16 protein-coding genes are annotated in these 15,775 nt (G+C 44.8%); 11 read left to right on the plus strand and 5 right to left on the minus strand.

What is annotated here, in order from left to right; genetic code table 11:
- From FD973_RS02495 to FD973_RS02505, 3 genes are all read left to right on the plus strand, one after another.
- Positions 1 to 1,764, plus strand: coding sequence for a carboxyltransferase domain-containing protein (locus FD973_RS02495; protein ID WP_215324069.1), 1,764 nt, complete (start codon positions 1 to 3; stop codon positions 1,762 to 1,764).
- Positions 1,761 to 2,489, plus strand: a complete 729-nt coding sequence (locus tag FD973_RS02500) for a 5-oxoprolinase subunit PxpA (RefSeq protein ID WP_215324070.1) — start codon at positions 1,761 to 1,763, stop codon at positions 2,487 to 2,489. The genes FD973_RS02495 and FD973_RS02500 overlap by 4 nt, the downstream gene beginning before the upstream one ends.
- 156 nt (positions 2,490 to 2,645) lie before the next feature.
- The gene (locus tag FD973_RS02505; RefSeq protein ID WP_215324677.1) at positions 2,646 to 3,587 is read left to right on the plus strand and encodes a tripartite tricarboxylate transporter substrate binding protein; all 942 of its coding nucleotides are present in this window, start codon (positions 2,646 to 2,648) and stop codon (positions 3,585 to 3,587) included.
- On the opposite strand, the gene FD973_RS02510 is transcribed toward FD973_RS02505, so the two are convergent.
- Genes FD973_RS02510 through FD973_RS02530 form a run of 5 tightly spaced genes read right to left on the minus strand, consistent with a single transcriptional unit; the run spans position 3,584 to position 7,920 of the window.
- Complete coding sequence (locus tag FD973_RS02510) at positions 3,584 to 4,015, minus strand: DUF1841 family protein (RefSeq protein ID WP_215324071.1); 432 nt, start codon at positions 4,013 to 4,015, stop codon at positions 3,584 to 3,586. The genes FD973_RS02505 and FD973_RS02510 overlap by 4 nt on opposite strands.
- Complete coding sequence (gene nth, locus FD973_RS02515; protein ID WP_215324678.1) at positions 4,002 to 4,658, minus strand: endonuclease III; 657 nt, start codon at positions 4,656 to 4,658, stop codon at positions 4,002 to 4,004. The genes FD973_RS02510 and nth overlap by 14 nt, the downstream gene beginning before the upstream one ends.
- Positions 4,658 to 5,344, minus strand: a complete 687-nt coding sequence (gene rsxB, locus FD973_RS02520) for an electron transport complex subunit RsxB (RefSeq protein ID WP_215324072.1) — start codon at positions 5,342 to 5,344, stop codon at positions 4,658 to 4,660. Before rsxB ends, nth begins: the two co-directional genes overlap by 1 nt.
- Positions 5,345 to 5,398: 54 nt before the next feature.
- A complete protein-coding gene (locus FD973_RS02525) occupies positions 5,399 to 6,679 on the minus strand; it encodes a polyhydroxyalkanoate depolymerase (RefSeq protein WP_215324073.1) in 1,281 nt (426 codons plus the stop codon).
- A 41-nt stretch (positions 6,680 to 6,720) separates the two neighbouring features.
- Positions 6,721 to 7,920: an amino acid aminotransferase gene (locus FD973_RS02530; RefSeq protein ID WP_215324074.1), complete on the minus strand. Its 1,200-nt coding sequence runs from the start codon at positions 7,918 to 7,920 to the stop codon at positions 6,721 to 6,723.
- 159 nt (positions 7,921 to 8,079) lie between these two features.
- On the opposite strand from FD973_RS02530, the gene uvrB reads away from it, so the two are divergent.
- The 8 genes from uvrB to fdx all read left to right on the plus strand — a co-directional run bounded on the left by uvrB (position 8,080) and on the right by fdx (position 15,775).
- On the plus strand, positions 8,080 to 10,236 hold the full coding sequence (gene uvrB, locus FD973_RS02535; RefSeq protein ID WP_251368812.1) for an excinuclease ABC subunit UvrB: 2,157 nt from the start codon (positions 8,080 to 8,082) through the stop codon (positions 10,234 to 10,236).
- 137 nt (positions 10,237 to 10,373) lie between these two features.
- Positions 10,374 to 10,943 (plus strand): Fe-S cluster assembly transcription factor, encoded by a 570-nt coding sequence (locus FD973_RS02540; RefSeq protein ID WP_215324075.1) that lies wholly within the window; start codon positions 10,374 to 10,376, stop codon positions 10,941 to 10,943.
- A gap of 29 nt (positions 10,944 to 10,972) precedes the next feature.
- Positions 10,973 to 12,232: an IscS subfamily cysteine desulfurase gene (locus FD973_RS02545; RefSeq protein WP_371816868.1), complete on the plus strand. Its 1,260-nt coding sequence runs from the start codon at positions 10,973 to 10,975 to the stop codon at positions 12,230 to 12,232.
- 38 nt (positions 12,233 to 12,270) lie between these two features.
- Positions 12,271 to 12,657 (plus strand): Fe-S cluster assembly scaffold IscU, encoded by a 387-nt coding sequence (gene iscU / locus FD973_RS02550; protein WP_068322308.1) that lies wholly within the window; start codon positions 12,271 to 12,273, stop codon positions 12,655 to 12,657.
- A gap of 30 nt (positions 12,658 to 12,687) precedes the next feature.
- Positions 12,688 to 13,011 carry an iron-sulfur cluster assembly protein IscA gene (gene iscA, locus FD973_RS02555; RefSeq protein ID WP_215324076.1) on the plus strand — a complete coding sequence of 108 codons (324 nt, stop codon included), beginning with the start codon at positions 12,688 to 12,690 and terminating at the stop codon, positions 13,009 to 13,011.
- A complete protein-coding gene (gene hscB / locus FD973_RS02560) occupies positions 12,977 to 13,516 on the plus strand; it encodes a Fe-S protein assembly co-chaperone HscB (protein ID WP_215324077.1) in 540 nt (179 codons plus the stop codon). Before iscA ends, hscB begins: the two co-directional genes overlap by 35 nt.
- Positions 13,517 to 13,542: 26 nt before the next feature.
- Entirely contained in the window at positions 13,543 to 15,408 is a 1,866-nt protein-coding gene (gene hscA, locus FD973_RS02565; RefSeq protein WP_215324078.1) for a Fe-S protein assembly chaperone HscA, read from the plus strand.
- A gap of 28 nt (positions 15,409 to 15,436) precedes the next feature.
- Positions 15,437 to 15,775 carry an ISC system 2Fe-2S type ferredoxin gene (gene fdx / locus FD973_RS02570; RefSeq protein WP_215324079.1) on the plus strand — a complete coding sequence of 113 codons (339 nt, stop codon included), beginning with the start codon at positions 15,437 to 15,439 and terminating at the stop codon, positions 15,773 to 15,775.

Consider the following 15,775-nt stretch of genomic DNA (forward strand, 5'->3'; position numbering starts at 1 on the left):
ATGCAGTTGAAAAGATCTAGGAAAGTCGCTGGCAAGGTTGACATCCTTGATTTGGGTGATGCTGCTTTATTTGTTGATTTCCGGAGCTATCCAGAGCCTTTAAGCAAGATTCACGAATTATCCGATCTCATATTTTCGTTCTCACCAGAATGGCTTTTAGATTTAATCCCTGGCATTGATAGTCTTTTAGTCGCATTAAAATTTTCAGGACCTAGCTATCAAGATACCCGCCTTACTGCTAAAGCAGAAATTGAATCGCTAATTAAAAAGTTATTGAGTGAAAAAAAGCGAGAGCTGAATAATGAGGCGGTACATCGCATTCGGGTCTGTTATGACCCAGAGCTGGCTCCGGATTTATTAGCAAGTGCAGAGAAATGTAGGTTGACGGTAAGAGAATTTATTAATCGTCATAAAAACTCGGAAATTCGTGTAGATATTTTGGGTTTTATGCCGGGATTTTCATACTGCAGCGGTTTGGATTCTAGCTTAAGGCTGCCCCGCTTAGAATCGCCACGAACTGCTGTGCCTGCAGGGTCTGTGGCTATCGCAGAATTGCAGACTGCGATTTATCCTCAGGCTACTCCAGGGGGCTGGAATATTATCGGCCGCAGCCCCGATGTGTTGTTCGATCCCCATAAGTCTGATCCGAGCTTACTGAGGGCTGGCGATCGTGTTGAGTTTATCGAAATTGATTTAGCCGAATTTAGAAAAATTGAAGCGCAAAACTTGACGAAAGTGGCGCAAAAGACATCAACAGAAAATGTAAGCAATCATGCTGTTGAGGTCATATCTCCGGGTTTGCAAACCACGATTCAAAGCTTGCCTCGATACGGTTTTGCACACTTAGCATTGAGCGCTGGCGGTCCAATGGATCTTGAGGGTGCGCGAATGGCAAACACTTTATTGGGGAATTCAGATGATGCAACAGGGCTCGAAATAACAGGCTCAGGTACAAAATTACTATTTCATGAGGATGTGTGGGTTGCCTGGGTTGGGGCTCAGTGCATAGTTCAAGTGAATGGCAATGTTGTTCCAGGAAATCGACCTGTGCATATGCGTAAAGGTGAAACTTTGAGTTTTGGAACAATGCAGTTAGGGTGCAGAATATTTCTAGCGTTAAGTGGTGGCATTGAAAGTGAGTTTATTTTGGGCGGTCAGGGCTCTCATCTCAGTGCTGGAATTGGTGGCGGTGCCTTGCAAAAGGGGGATGCCTTGTATTTGCCTCGTGCACAAGATATTTATCAAAAACCATTCTTTAGAAAAATGAGGGATGCAGAAATACGTTTTCCAAAATGGTCAATTGCTTCGCCAGCTTTGCCGGGAAGAAAGCTAGAAATTATTAAAGTACTACCTAGTATTCATTTGGGGGTATTGAGTGCAGATGAACAAGATGCTTTATGGAAGACCGTGTGGACTGTATCTTCGCAAAGCAATCGTATGGGAATGCGTTTAGAAAGTGATTTCAAAATATCAAGTTCGATAACAGGAATCCCTTCTCAGGGAATCTGGTTTGGAACAGTTCAGCTGCCCCCATCTGGTCAACCTATTTTGATGATGGCTGAGCACCAAACTACGGGCGGATACCCGAGATTAATGGAAACGCTGAGTTCTGAGCGATCTAAGTTAGGTCAATTAAGGGCGGGCGACAAAATACAGTTTTTGCCGATTACACTAGATGAGGCTGATCAAATTAATGCATCATTTTTTAGTGAGCAGAGAAAAACATTTGATAATGTACGAGCAACTCTTTTGGCGACATCATGAAACAAAAAATTGACCTCAATTGTGATATGGGAGAGGGCTTCGGCGTTTGGGAGATGGGCAATGATCTTGCCCTATTGGACTGTATTGACTCTACCAATATAGCCTGTGGGTGGCATGCGGGCGATCCCGAGCGGATGAAAAAATTAGTATCTGCTGCTTTACAAAAGCAGATACTGATAGGCGCTCATCCCAGTTTGCCAGATCTAGTTGGCTTTGGCAGGAGAGAGATGTCAATTACTCCTAATGATGCATACAACTTTGTTTTGTACCAGGCAGGAGCGCTACAAGCATTTGTTCATGCTCAGGGTGGCAAGCTTCACCATGTCAAACCACACGGTGCTTTTTATAATCAAGCAGCAAGAGATTTGAATCTGGCTCGCGCTATTGCACAAGCCGTCAAGGATCTAGGAAGTGACATTATTTTGTACGGCCTTGCAGGTAGCTGTTTTGTTGAAGCTGCAAACCAGATTGGAATTCCCCTTTGGCAAGAGGTATTTGCAGACCGGCGTTACACATCAGAAGGGTATTTAGTTCCTCGCACTCAGGCTGGAGCTTTAATTGAGAGTGAAGATGAGGCGGCTGCTCAGGCTATACGCATGGCTCAAAAAGGTGAAGTGGTCGCCCTAGATGGAAGTATTGTCAAAGTGAAGGCTGATACCCTATGTATTCATGGGGATAGTCCAACTGCTCTTGATTTTGCGAAAAAGATTAAAGCTTCACTGTAATTATTCTTAACTGAAGATATCAAAATAAGATTGAGCGAACTTAAAAGAGTTGCTCTAAAACCGGTGTTGCCGAGTTTGCCTTGGTAAGTAGAATTAAAAACACATTCCAAACGAGGGAAGAAAAAAATGAACAATACGAGACTCACTTTCAAGGTAATGATTGTTCTTGGACTATGCTTGATATTTGGCCGAGTATATGCCGCAGATCCTTGGCCTGACCATCCCATTAAGTTCGTTGTGGGCTTTGGCCCTGGGGGTGCGAACGATACTGTTGCCAGGGTAGTCGCTGAAGCTGCATCAAAACAATTGGGGCAGCCTATTATTGTTGAGAATAAGCCTGGGGCTGGCTCCGTGTTGGGTGCAGATTTTGTAGCCAAGAGTGCGCCCGATGGTTACACATTCTTTGTTAGCGCTGGCGGAATTATCACCAATCCGATGATCAAGACATCGATGCCTTATAAGGAGGGCGACTTAGTTCCAGTGGGTTTATTGACTATTAGTCCATCAATTATTGTTGTTTCAGCGGATTCAAAAATTAATAATTTGAAGGATCTACTGGTGCTAGCTAAAGAGCCTAAAGGGCTTAACTTTTCTACTGCTGGTACAGGCAGTACCCCGCATTTCGTAGCAGAGATGTTAAAAGTTAAAGCAGGCGGCAAGTATGAAATCATTCCTTATAAGAGTGGTTCAGAAGGAATGGTGGCAGTAATTTCTAATCAAGTCGATGCTACATCTGAGGCAAGTGTTGTGGTCATACCTCAGATTCAAGGAGGAAAATTAAAACCCATCGCCTCAACTTGGAATAAACGGATTAGTGCGTTACCAAATGTGCCAACCACTAAAGAACAGGGTTACCCAGAGGTTTTGATTGGTCACTGGGCGGGGGTATTTGCACCTAAGGGCACGCCGGATGCAATCTTGGAAAAAATGAACCAAGCGATTAATGCAGGGTTAAAGACGCCAGCCGTTCAGGCTCGCCTTACTCCTCAAGGTATTGAGCCATCCCCGGGAACTCGCGCAACATTTAGTAAGTTCTTGGCTGATGAAAAGGCAAGGCTCGAGCCTATCGTCAAACGCGCTAATATGAAAGAGGATTAAACCAATCTCTTTAAGGCTTCCAGATACTTCTCTGGGTTCAGTGGCTGACCTGCACGCTGTGCTTCCCACATGACTTGGCCAAGACATTCCATCATGAGGTGTTGGGCCTCATGCATGGACCCTAATTTTTGAGATAGCTTGTCGGCTATTTCCTTAATGCCAGGTGGTTGATTAATCGATATTTGCTCACTGATGGATAAATGCATCGATAGATGTAGAAATGGATTGGTTTCTCCGCGTTCAGGGGTGTAGTCTTGTTCTAGGGCGCCTTCTGGATTGGTGAGCAGGGAATGGTATTCGGGGTGTTCAACTATCCAATCACTTGCAAGTGTTTCCATGGGGTCGAGAATGTGATTTTCGGTTTTCTTTTTCCAGGTATCACAGAAAAAGCGACGCACTTCTTCACGAGTTGGGTTAAATATCGCCACGAACTTTTCCTTTAGCAGTTTTTTGTTTAAAGCCACATAGAGGCTCAACAATGCATAGCCCGCATTCGGGGTTGCGTGCTTTACAAGTATATCGACCATGCAAAATAAGCCAGTGATGGGCGTCTAATAAGTATTCCTTAGGAACACGCTTTAGTAATTGTTCTTCAACTTTAAGAACATCTTTGCCAGGAGCCAGTCCAGTTCGATTGGAAACTCGAAAGATATGTGTATCAACTGCAATAGTGGGTTGACCAAAAGCAGTATTAAGAATGACGTTGGCAGTTTTTCTACCAACGCCTGGAAGGGCTTCTAATTCTTCGCGAGTTTGGGGAACTTCACCACCATGTTTTTCCAAGAGTAATCGACATGTCTCTTGAATATGCTTGCCTTTGGAGTTAAATAAACCGATGTGTTGAATAAAGGGCCTGACACCCTCTTCGCCCAAATCCAATAAGGCTTGCGGGGTGTTGGCAATCTTAAATAATTTACGTGTCCCTTTGTTGACAGACACATCAGTAGCTTGGGCTGAAAGCAATACTGCGATCAATAACTCAAAAGGCGAGTTGTATTCCAATTCGGTTTTGGGCTTTGGATTATTAGCCTTGAGTTGCTCAAAAAAAGCGCGACGCTTTTCTAGGTTCATCATTTCTTTTGTTGAGCTCGCGCAATTGCAGCTGCAATGATGGCGCGTTTGCGTTCTTGTTCTTTTAGTTCTTCTTCGGAGTGAGGTGTTTCACTATTTACTGCCTTGAGTTTTGCCGCTGCTTTTCTAGCCAAACGTTCATCATTATCTTTTTGCTCTCTATCAAGACGCTGCTTACGATCGTGATATCGCTTACGCGAAATGTTGGCCAGATCCGATGACCAAGCATCCCAACCAGTTTGGTTGCCAGTAACATCAATCATGCTGATGCAATCAACTGGGCACGGCGGAATACAGAGATCACAACCGGTGCACCAGTCAGTTAAAACCACATGCATTTGTTTTGAAGCGCCAACAATGGCATCTACTGGACAGGCCTGTATGCATAAAGTGCAGCCAATGCATTTCTGGGGGTCGATGAATGCAACTGGTCGTGGTCGCTCCACGCCGCACTCGGGATCGATAGTTGGGTGGAGATCAAAGGCATCTTGTGGATAGATGGGTATCAGAGCCTTGCTAAGGCGTTTAATGCCCTCAACGCCCCCTGGAGGACAACGATTGGGTAATGCATCGCCAGCGGCCATCGCTTCTGCGTAACCCCGACAATCGGGGTAGCCACATTTGGTGCATTGGGTTTGAGGGAGGATATCCTCAAGTTGATCAATGAGTTTGTCTTTGCGGCTCATGAAATTGCTTTATGGGTATCCTGTCAAAATTAAAGGCTCCGAAGAGCCCTTAATTTACGATGACTTTGAAGTTCTTGTTGCGGTTTTTTTCGTGTTCTGATGCTCACGTATAAAGGTTTTGATTTTTGGATAAACCTTCTCGCGCCAACGGCGGCCAGAAAAGATGCCATAGTGACCAGCCCCAGCAACCTCATAATGATCTTTATTTGCTTTAGGGATACCTGCACATAAACCATGTGCTGATTGAGTTTGACCACTTCCGGAGATGTCGTCAAGCTCGCCTTCAACAGTCAGAAGCGCAGTTTTCTTAATATCTTGCGGCTTCACTAATTTGCCAGCGACTTTCCAGGTGCCGTTCGGTAATGCATAGTCTTGGAAAACCGTTTTGATGGTATCTAAGTAGAACTTGGAATCCAAGTCCAATACTGCGTTGTACTCATCGTAGAAGCGAATATGCGCTTCAGCATCTCCTTCGTCGCCACGAACTAAGTTAGTGAAATAGTCCCAGTGCGATTGCAAATGGTTCTGTGGGTTCATGGCAATAAAGCCGGTGTGTTGCAAGAAGCCTGGGTAAACTTTGCGACCAGCGCCAGGGTAGTTCGGTGGAACGTTATAAATCACGTGACTCTCAAACCACTCATAAGATTTTTGATCTGCTAAGTTGTTTACGGCAGTAGGTGATTTGCGTGCATCAATGGGGCCGCCCATCATAATCATGGATGCAGGAGTTGCCTCACCCGCAGAGGCAAGTAATGAAATCGCGCCTAAGGTTGGCACTGTCGGTTGGCAAACAGAAATTACATGTAAGTCTTTTGCGCCAATGGTGCGTATGAATTCTTGAACATAGTGAACATAATCATCTAAGCCAAACTCACCATCTTCAATAGGAACTAAACGTGCATCGATCCAATCGGTAATGTAAACCTTATGGTCTTGCAGAAGAGTGCGAACAGTGTCACGCAATAATGTGGAGTGGTGTCCAGATAGAGGCGCAACAACCAAAACAACTGGATCATCTTTTAGTTTTTTAATGACATTAACATCGTCGGAGAATCGTTTGAATCGAACTAAATTGCAAAAAGGTTTTGCAACGATTGTTCTTTCGTGGATAGCAACTTCGCGACCATGGGCCTGTACAGCGCGAATACCAAATTCAGGTTTCTTATAGTTCTTGCCCAATCGGTATAAGAGTTCATAGCTTGCCGCTAAACGCTCTGATCCCGGGACCATTGACGCAGGATTAGAAGCGTTAATAAATGCTTCTGATGCAGCGCGTGCCCAAGAACTAACTGGTTGAAGTAAGGCTTTTTGAAACTCGTGTAACTGATATAGCATGGTACCTCCGGTAATTCCGACTATCCGTTTATTGTGCTTTGTTAAGCCAATACGCGGGCGATTGCTTTAGCCACTTTGTCAATATTTTTGGTATTGAGGGCTGCCACACAAATGCGTCCAGTGGAGAGGGCATAAATGCCATCTTCTTTCTGTAAGCGCTCAACTTGCTCAGCTGTTAGGCCAGAGTAAGAAAACATTCCACGTTGCTTCTCAATAAAAGCAAAATCTTGCTTTACACCAGCAGCAGCGAGTTTTTCGACGAGACCATGACGCATTGCTTTAATGCGATCACGCATTTCTGCCAACTCATCTTCCCAGAGCTTGCGCAATTCTGGGGAATTTAAAACAGCGGCAGCGATTGCTGCACCATGAGTTGGTGGATTGGAATAATTGGTGCGAATCACACGCTTCAACTGCGAAAGCACGCGAGTAGATTCATCTTTGCTTTGCGTGACGATAGAGAGTGCGCCAACACGCTCACCATAAAGTGAGAATGATTTGGAGAAGGAGCTAGAAACAAAGAAAGACATGCCCGATTCAGCGAAGAGGCGCACTGCAATACCGTCTTGCTCAATCCCAGCTGCAAAGCCTTGGTAAGCCATATCCAAGAATGGAATAAGACCCTTGTTCTTGCAGATCTCAATCACCTGACGCCATTGTGCTTCAGTAATGTCCGCGCCAGTTGGGTTGTGGCAACAAGCGTGCAACAACACAGTGGTGTTCTTTGGGAAAGACTCTAATGATTTCACCATGCCGTCAAAATCAACACCGCGCGTTTTGCCGTCAAAGTAGGTGTACTCAACAACATCAAATCCAGCGGATTCAAAAATGCCGCGATGGTTTTCCCAAGTAGGGTTGCTGATGGCGCAAGGTGCATTGAGGTTTAAGCGCTTAATAAAGTCGGCGCCAACACGTAAGGCACCAGTACCACCAAGACATTCAGCGGTAACAACACGACCATCCTTAATTAAGGCGGAATCGTCGCCAAACAGTAAGTTTTGCACTGCACTGTTGTAAGGGTTTGGTCCTTCGATAGGGATATAGCTGCGTGGTGAGTGCTTTGCAACAATTGCTTCTTCTGCTTTGATTACCGCTTTTAAAAGCGGGACCTTGCCTTCATCCGTGTAGTACACGCCAACACCCAAATTCACTTTATCAGCGCGTTGGTCAGCAACGTAGGCTTCTGTGAGGCCAAAAATAGGATCTTTAGGGGCTAATTGGACTGAGGCAAACAGGGTCATTTGAGGTCGAAAGTGGTGGTTTTAGGGTGGTTTTGTTCTTAATTAACGCTAAATTCAGTTTAATTGTCGGTTTTTAAGGTCAGAATCAACTATTTCCAAAGAAAAACGGCAAAATCATTGTTTGTACAAAATTCGCTGTGAATAAATCTCACAGGTGAAATGATAGCCGAGATGCTCCCTAAGTTACCTAAAACTGGATCAAATTCTGAAGTAAATGCTGTGAATAAAACCCCAGCGGCTGATCCCTTGGGCGAGGCTGGTCATGACCTTGATCCAGCAAAATTTGTCACCTTCCCAGACTCCCCTTATCAGCTCTATCAACCTTTTCCGCCGGCTGGAGACCAACCTCAGGCCATTGATGCCCTTGTAGAGGGTATCGAAGATGGTCTGACCTTTCAGACCTTACTGGGGGTTACTGGGTCCGGAAAGACCTACACAATGGCCAATGTCATCGCTAGAACAGGTCGTCCAGCCATTATTTTTGCCCCAAATAAGACTCTAGCTGCCCAGCTTTATAGCGAATTTAGGGAGTTTTTCCCAAAAAATGCTGTTGAATACTTCGTTAGTTATTACGACTATTACCAGCCGGAAGCGTACGTCCCCCAGCGTGACCTCTTTATTGAAAAAGATTCCTCCATAAATGAGCACATCGAGCAGATGCGTTTATCCGCAACCAAGAGTCTATTGGAGCGTCGTGACGTAGTGATTGTTGCAACCGTGTCAGCCATTTACGGTATTGGTAATCCTGGCGACTATCACAGCATGGTGATGACATTACGTCCTGGCGACAAAATGAGTCAACGCGATATTTTGATGCGGCTCATTGCCATGCAATACGACCGCAATGAAACTGATTTCAAACGCGGTGTATTTCGTGTGCGTGGGGACACGATTGATATTTTCCCTGCCGAACATAACGAGTTAGCGGTAAGAGTGGAGTTGTTTGATGATGTCGTAGAGAGTTTGCAATTCTTTGATCCGCTTACTGGAAAAATTCGACAAAAGATTCCACGTTTCACTGTGTATCCAAGTTCGCATTACGTCACGCCACGAGATACCGTTTTAAAAGCAATTGAAACCATCAAAACAGAACTGCGTACCCGCTTAGATGAGTTTGTTAAAGATGGTAAGTTGGTAGAGGCACAAAGACTTGAGCAGCGTACTCGTTTTGATTTAGAGATGCTCAATGAATTAGGCTTCTGTAAAGGGATTGAAAACTACTCTCGCCACCTTTCAGGTGCGGCACCAGGCGAAGCCCCGCCTACGCTGGTGGACTATTTGCCCAACGATGCCTTGATGTTTCTAGATGAGAGTCACGTCTTAATTGGTCAGCTTAATGCGATGTATAACGGAGATAAATCTCGTAAACATACCTTGGTGGAATTTGGTTTTCGTCTACCTTCGGCGATGGATAATCGCCCGCTTAAATTCGCTGAGTTTGAAACCAAAATGCGTCAAACCATTTTTGTTTCCGCTACACCGGCTGATTATGAGAGCGCCCATCAAGGTCAAGTTGTAGAGCAAGTCGCTAGGCCAACTGGATTGGTTGATCCAGAAATTGAAGTCTTACCAGCAAGCACACAGGTTGATGATTTATTAGATCAAATTCATGCGCGCGTCAAAGTTGGAGAGCGTGTATTAGTAACCGTCTTGACTAAGCGCATGGCTGAACAACTCACCGATTATCTTTCTGACAATGGTGTGAAGGTTCGCTATGTTCACTCAGATATCGATACTGTTGAACGTGTCGAGATCTTGCGTGACTTACGTTTGGGTGTCTTCGATGTATTAGTTGGTATTAATTTGTTGCGGGAGGGTTTGGATATTCCAGAGGTTTCTCTGGTAGCAATTTTGGATGCTGATAAAGAAGGTTTCTTGCGTTCCGAAAGAAGTTTGATACAGACGATTGGACGTGCCGCCCGTAACGTGAGGGGTAAGGCCATTCTTTACGCGGACAAGATTACAGACTCTATGCGCAGAGCCATGGGGGAGACTGAAAGACGTCGCACTAAACAAATTACTTTCAATAAATTGCATGGCATTGAGCCTAAAGGGGTCCAAAAACGTATTAAGGACATCATTGATGGTGTTTATGACGTCAAAGAGAAGCGTCAAGAGATGCAGGTGGAGCAGGAGAGGGCGCGCTATGAGGATATGAGCGAGAAGGACCTAGCAGCTGAAATCAAGCGCCTAGAGAAGCAAATGAACGCCGAAGCCAAGAATTTGGAGTTTGAAAAGGCTGCTAGCACCCGCGATAGGCTTACCAAAGTCAAAGAAATGGCGTTTGGAGCCAGGTCTAGAGACTCAATCGGCTAGTTTCCTCGCAGTCCTTGGGGATTTTTGGGATAATTCCCGAGCAGATTGCTAGGGATTATGTTAAAGTTGAGCGGAATGGTCGGGTATTACCCGCCCGACTGTTAGCTGTCCATAACAATCCATTACCAAGGTGACATATGAGACTTACAACCAAAGGTCGTTTTGCAGTAACCGCAATGATTGATTTAGCCCTGCGTGAGGCGCATGGCCCAGTGACTTTGGCTGGAATTAGCCAAAGACAAAAGATTTCCCTTTCTTACCTCGAGCAATTATTCGGTAAATTGCGCCGCTTCAACATTGTGGAGAGTACGCGTGGTCCTGGCGGTGGTTATACCCTAGCGCGCCCCTCATCCGAAGTGAGTGTTGCCGACATTATTGTTGCCGTCGATGAACCCCTTGATGCAACCCAGTGTGGTGGCAAAGGAAACTGTCATACCGATGATGAGAATCATGGACGCTGTATGACCCATGATCTATGGAGCAATCTCAATTCCAAAATGGTTGAGTACCTCAGCTCTGTGAGTTTGAAAGATTTGGTTCAACAGCAAGAAGGACGTGGCATTGTCATTCAGGACATGCGCCAGAAGAAAGTCAAAGTAGAAAGTGTTAAAGCAGATAAACCCGCTCCTGTGCTTTCGGCCAAAAAAGAAATTGCCCCTAAGGTGCCTTTAGTGAATTCCGTATTCAATTTAGCGCGACAAAGTTAATAACAGCATCATCAACTAGTAAATAAACCATGAACGCCCCACAAGATCTTCCACAACAACCGGTACCCATGTTTAGTCCGAAGCACTTTCCTGTGTATATGGACTACTCAGCTACTACGCCGATTGATCCTCGCGTGGTGGACAAAATGTTGCCTTATTTGCGTGAGCAGTTTGGTAACGCCGCTTCACGTAGCCATGCATATGGCTGGGCTGCAGAAGAAGCTGTAGAGTGGGCGCGTTCAGAGGTTGCTCAGCTAGTTCATGCTGATCCAAGAGAAATCATCTTCACCAGTGGCGCTACAGAGAGTATTAATTTGGCATTAAAGGGTGCTGCACATTTTTATAAGGATCGTGGCAATCACATCATCACAGTAAAGACTGAGCACAAGGCAACTCTAGACACTTGTCGTGAGTTGGAGCGCGAAGGCTATGAAGTGACATATCTAGACGTTCTGCCAAACGGTCTGATTGATTTTGCGCAATTAGAAGCCGCCATGAAGCCAGGCACGATTTTAGCTTCGGTAATGTATGTCAATAATGAAATCGGTGTTGTACAAGATATCCCAGCAATTGGTGATTTGTGTCGTTCACGTGGTGTTATTTTTCATGTGGACGCTGCGCAGGCTACAGGTAAAGTAGAAATTGACTTAGAAAAAATCAAAGTGGATTTGATGAGTTTCTCTGCGCATAAGACTTATGGGCCTAAGGGTATTGGCGCTTTGTTTGTGCGTCGTAAACCTCGTATCCGTATTGAGGCACAAATACATGGCGGTGGTCATGAGCGGGGCATGCGTTCTGGAACTTTAGCTGTGCATCAAATTGTTGGTATGGGCGAAGCATTTCGAATTGCACGTATCGATATGGCTGAAGAAAATAAGCGTATCCGTGCTTTGCGTGATCGTTTGTTGAATGGCTTAAAAGATGTTGAAGAGGTTTATGTGAATGGCGACATGGATAAGCGTGTCCCACACAACCTTAATATCAGTTTTAACTATGTTGAAGGCGAATCCATGTTGATGGCTCTGAAGGATTTGGCAATCTCATCTGGATCCGCCTGCACTTCAGCTTCTCTAGAGCCATCCTATGTGTTGCGGGCCCTAGGTCGTAATGACGAGTTGGCGCATAGTTCGATTCGCTTTACCTTGGGTCGCTTTACAACCGAGGAAGAAGTGGATTTCACTATCAAACTAGTAAAAGAAAAAATTGCTAAGTTGCGTGAGTTATCGCCACTCTGGGAAATGTATAAAGATGGAATCGATCTGAGTACGATTCAATGGGCTGCACATTAAAGAAACATTAAGACATAAAGAAATAAAGAGGAAATACCATGGCATATAGCGAGAAAGTCATAGACCACTACGAAAATCCCCGTAACGTTGGCTCATTTGAAAAGGGTGATGATAGCGTTGGTACAGGTATGGTTGGTGCTCCAGCCTGTGGTGATGTTATGAAATTGCAAATTCGTGTGAATGACCAAGGTGTGATCGAGGATGCTAAGTTCAAAACTTATGGTTGTGGTTCTGCGATTGCTTCCTCCTCCCTGGTAACTGAATGGGTTAAAGGTAAGACTTTGGATCAAGCGCTTGAGATTAAAAACTCACTTATCGCTGAAGAATTGGCTTTGCCTCCAGTAAAGATCCATTGCTCTATTTTGGCCGAGGATGCGATAAAAGCCGCTGTCGCGGATTACAAAGAAAAGCACCCAGCGAAATAAAAAACGAAGTAAATAAGAAGATTTAAAACTATGGCAATTACCTTAACTGATAAAGCAGCAGCGCACGTGAATCGCAACTTAGAGAAGCGTGGCAAGGGATGTGGCTTGCGCTTGGGTGTGCGTACAACAGGATGTTCCGGTTTGGCATATCAACTGGAGTATGTAGATGAGCCAGCTGCCGAAGATCAAGTGTTCGAGTCTAATGGCGTTAAGGTGTTTGTGGATCCAAAGAGTTTGGCTTATTTAGATGGGACTGAACTGGACTTTGTACGCGAGGGTTTGAATGAAGGATTTAAATTCCAGAATCCAAACGTAAAAGATGAGTGTGGTTGTGGTGAATCCTTCCGCGTCTGACGATTACTTTCGCTTCTTTGGTTTAAATCAGCAATTCAAAATCGACTTGCCTGCTCTTGACCAGGCATATCTAGCAATTCAGAAGGAAGTGCATCCAGATCGCCATGCTCGCGGTAGCGATACAGAGCAACGTTTGGCAATGCAAATGGCTACCTTAGCAAATACTGCTTTTCAAACACTTAGGAATCCAGTGCAGCGTGGGCTCTATATTTGCCAGCTGCATGGTGTTGATGCCAAGTTGGAAACCAATACTGCAATGCCTGCTGCTTTTCTCATGAAGCAAATGGAGTGGCGTGAGAATTTAGACGAGCAAGCAGAAGATTTGCAGGCACTAGAGAATTTAATGGCCGAAGTAGAGCAATCAAAACAAGATACCCTAGCGGAGATTACGCAGGCGATTGATGGCGCTAAAAATTACACGCGTGCCGCTGAATTACTGCGTGGATTACTCTTTATTGATAAGTTTGCTGTAGAGCTAGATGATGCTATTTCTGCTTTGGTATAGCTCATTTAAATTACACTCAATTATTTATGGCTCTACTACAAATCTCTGAACCTGGTAAATCATTAGCGCCACATCAGCGCAGAATTGCTGTTGGTATAGATTTGGGTACTACCAATTCTTTGGTGGCCATTGTGCGCGATGCTTTACCTAAGGTCTTGCCAGATGCGCAAGGGCGCGAGTTGTTGCCTTCCGTCATTCGTTATTTGCCTAATGGACGAACCCAAGCTGGTTTTGAGGCGTTAGAAAGCGTGGTTATTGATCCAAAGAATACGATTGTTTCTGTGAAGCGTTTCATGGGTCGCGGATTGCTCGATGTCGAGCATATTGAAAGTGCTCCATACGATTTCGTAGATCAACCTGGAATGCTTAAGCTCAGAACAGTCGCTGGCGATAAGAGCCCGATCGAAGTTTCTGCAGAAATCTTGGCACGTTTACGTCAGTTAGCGGAAGACTCTGTCTCTGAAGAAATTGTGGGCGCAGTGATTACAGTGCCAGCATATTTTGATGATGCACAACGTCAGGCAACCAAAGATGCTGCAAAGTTGGCCGGCATTGAAGTGTTGCGTTTATTAAATGAACCTACTGCCGCAGCGATTGCTTATGGCTTAGATAATGCATCTGAAGGCGTTTATGCCGTTTATGACTTAGGCGGTGGCACCTTTGATATCTCAATCTTGCGAATGAGTAGAGGTGTTTTTGAAGTACTCTCAACTGGTGGTGACTCCGCTTTAGGTGGGGATGATTTTGATCATCGTTTGTATTGTTGGGTGATTGAGCAAGCCAAACTTCCGCCGTTGTCCATTCATGATCATCGCACTCTCTTACAAGCCTGCAAGCATGTTAAAGAGCAGCTTAGTCATAACCCTTTAGCGCGGGTGCATGAGGCGCTTGCAGACGGTACAGTAGTAAACGTAGGTATAAGCCAAGCCCAGTTTTTTGAAATTACCCAAAACCTAGTTAGCAAAACTATAGTTGCTTGTAAAAAAGCATTGCGTGATGCCGGACTTAAGGCTGAAGACGTTAAGGGTGTTGTAATGGTTGGCGGATCTACTCGGATGCCTAATGTACAACGAGCTGTTGGCGAATTGTTTGGCACTCAACCATTAAATAATCTCAATCCTGATCAGGTGGTTGCATTGGGTGCGGCAATGCAGGCTGATTTATTAGCGGGTAATCAAAGCAAAGATGATGAGTGGCTTTTATTGGATGTGATTCCATTGTCATTGGGCATTGAAACAATGGGTGGCTTGGTAGAAAAAATCATTCCACGCAATACCCCTATTCCTGTTGCTAGGGCACAGGATTTCACAACCTTCAAGGATGGCCAAACTGCTTTAGCTATTCATGTTGTTCAGGGTGAGCGAGAGTTGGCGCAAGACTGTCGTTCATTAGGTAAATTTGAATTGCGTGGCATTCCGGCGATGGCAGCGGGAGCGGCTCGCATAAGAGTGACTTTCCAAGTCGATGCCGATGGTCTGTTATCAGTAAGTGCTATTGAGCAAGGTTCTGGTGTCAAAGCATCTATTGATATTAAGCCTTCATATGGTTTAACAGATTCTGAAATTGCTCGCATGCTACAAGATGGTTTTGCCTCCGCTAAAGAAGATTTGCTTTCTAGGTCTCTACGTGAAGAACAGGTTAATGCTCAGCGTTTGTTAGATGCTGTGCAGACAGCTTTAGCAAGTGATCGCAGTCTTCTTAATGATGAAGAGCAGGCTGCTATTGATCATGAGATGGCAGTTTTGCAGAAGATTCTGAATGAAGAAAAAGACAGCGATATTGTGCGTAAAGCCGTAGATCACGCAGCTAAAGCTACCGATGAGTTTGCACAAAAACGCATGAACGCTAGTATTCAAAAGGCTTTATCTGGCAAGAATGTTGCTGAGATCTAAGCGAGCTCAATTTAAATAGAAAAGAATCATGACTCAAATTGTTGTCCTGCCACATAGTGAATATTGTCCTGAAGGTGCAGTGGTTGAGGTCGCTCCAGGTACCTCAATTTGTGAGGCGCTCCTAGAAAATGACATTCCAATTGAGCATGCATGCGATATGGTGTGCGCTTGCACCACTTGTCATGTCATCGTGAAAGAAGGCTATCAAAGCCTAAATCCACCTGATGAAAATGAAGAAGACATGTTGGATCGTGCATGGGGTTTAAATCCCCAATCTCGTCTTTCATGTCAGGCTATTATTGCCAAAGAAGATTTAGTAATTGAGATACCAAAATACTCAATCAATCACGCCAAAGAAAATCACTAA

Source organism: Polynucleobacter sp. MWH-Braz-FAM2G (assembly GCF_018687635.1).
In the GTDB taxonomy this organism is placed as follows: Bacteria; Pseudomonadota; Gammaproteobacteria; order Burkholderiales; family Burkholderiaceae; genus Polynucleobacter.

Excerpts from the sequence above, each read along its gene's own strand:
- FD973_RS02505 (WP_215324677.1), top strand. The coding sequence starts at position 2,646 with ATGATTGTTCTTGGACTATGCTTGATATTTGGCCGAGTATATGCCGCA.
- fdx (WP_215324079.1), top strand. The coding sequence starts at position 15,437 with ATGACTCAAATTGTTGTCCTGCCACATAGTGAATATTGTCCTGAAGGT.
- uvrB (WP_251368812.1), top strand. The coding sequence starts at position 8,080 with ATGATAGCCGAGATGCTCCCTAAGTTACCTAAAACTGGATCAAATTCT.
- FD973_RS02525 (WP_215324073.1), bottom strand. The coding sequence starts at position 6,679 with ATGCTATATCAGTTACACGAGTTTCAAAAAGCCTTACTTCAACCAGTT.
- FD973_RS02530 (WP_215324074.1), bottom strand. The coding sequence starts at position 7,920 with ATGACCCTGTTTGCCTCAGTCCAATTAGCCCCTAAAGATCCTATTTTT.
- FD973_RS02500 (WP_215324070.1), top strand. The coding sequence starts at position 1,761 with ATGAAACAAAAAATTGACCTCAATTGTGATATGGGAGAGGGCTTCGGC.
- FD973_RS02540 (WP_215324075.1), top strand. The coding sequence starts at position 10,374 with ATGAGACTTACAACCAAAGGTCGTTTTGCAGTAACCGCAATGATTGAT.
- iscA (WP_215324076.1), top strand. The coding sequence starts at position 12,688 with ATGGCAATTACCTTAACTGATAAAGCAGCAGCGCACGTGAATCGCAAC.
- nth (WP_215324678.1), bottom strand. The coding sequence starts at position 4,658 with ATGAACCTAGAAAAGCGTCGCGCTTTTTTTGAGCAACTCAAGGCTAAT.
- hscA (WP_215324078.1), top strand. The coding sequence starts at position 13,543 with ATGGCTCTACTACAAATCTCTGAACCTGGTAAATCATTAGCGCCACAT.
- FD973_RS02495 (WP_215324069.1), top strand. The coding sequence starts at position 1 with ATGCAGTTGAAAAGATCTAGGAAAGTCGCTGGCAAGGTTGACATCCTT.
- rsxB (WP_215324072.1), bottom strand. The coding sequence starts at position 5,344 with ATGAGCCGCAAAGACAAACTCATTGATCAACTTGAGGATATCCTCCCT.
- iscU (WP_068322308.1), top strand. The coding sequence starts at position 12,271 with ATGGCATATAGCGAGAAAGTCATAGACCACTACGAAAATCCCCGTAAC.
- FD973_RS02545 (WP_371816868.1), top strand. The coding sequence starts at position 10,973 with ATGAACGCCCCACAAGATCTTCCACAACAACCGGTACCCATGTTTAGT.
- hscB (WP_215324077.1), top strand. The coding sequence starts at position 12,977 with ATGAGTGTGGTTGTGGTGAATCCTTCCGCGTCTGACGATTACTTTCGC.